We start from the raw sequence: 620 nt of genomic DNA, 5'->3' as shown, positions 1-620 counted from the left end.
CACGAGCTCGCCGGAACCGTTGGGAGGCGGGGAACAATGCCACGCGACCGACTGACCCCGGCCCGCCTCGGCCCCCGTGAGGTGGTGCACGTCGGCTCGGCGGGTCTGCGTTCACGGCCGATGCGGGTCGTGCTGTCCGCTCTGGGCATCGCCATCGGCATTGCCACGATGATCGCGGTGGTCGGCATCTCAGCCTCCAGCAAGGCCCAACTGCTCCAGCAACTCGACAAGTTGGGCACCAACATGTTGAAGGTAGCCCCCGGCCAGGACATCTTCAGCGGTGAGCAGAGCAAGCTGCCCAAAGAAGCCCCGGGCATGATCGGCCGTATCCCCGGCGTCGAACACGCCGGTGCGACCGGAGACCTGAAACCGACCGTCCGGCGCAGCGAGAAGATCTCCCAGAGCGACACCAGCGGTCTCTCCGTGAAGGCCGCCAGCGAAGATCTTCTGAAGGCCCTGCGCGGCACGATCGGTGCGGGAACCTGGCTCAACGACGCGACCGGACGCTACCCCTCGGTGGTGCTCGGCAGCGTCGCCGCCGAGCGCCTGGGCATCACCGCGCCCGGTCAGCAAGTCTTCGTCGGCAACCAGTACTTCACGGTCATCGGCATCCTCGACCC

At 67.3% G+C, this 620-nt stretch carries 1 protein-coding gene; it reads left to right on the top strand.

Features of this window, described 5'->3' with window-relative positions; all coding sequences use genetic code 11:
* Nucleotides 1-36: 36 nt before the first annotated feature.
* The coding region (locus ACLJT4_RS42515) for an ABC transporter permease (RefSeq protein WP_411130529.1) at nucleotides 37-620 on the top strand (584 nt) is incomplete at its 3' end.

The sequence above is a fragment of the Streptomyces sp. x-19 genome (assembly GCF_046549115.1).
In the GTDB taxonomy this organism is placed as follows: Bacteria; Actinomycetota; Actinomycetes; order Streptomycetales; family Streptomycetaceae; genus Streptomyces; species Streptomyces albulus_C.
Note: the sequence above shows the minus strand (reverse complement) of the source record. Positions and strands in the feature narration are given on the sequence as shown.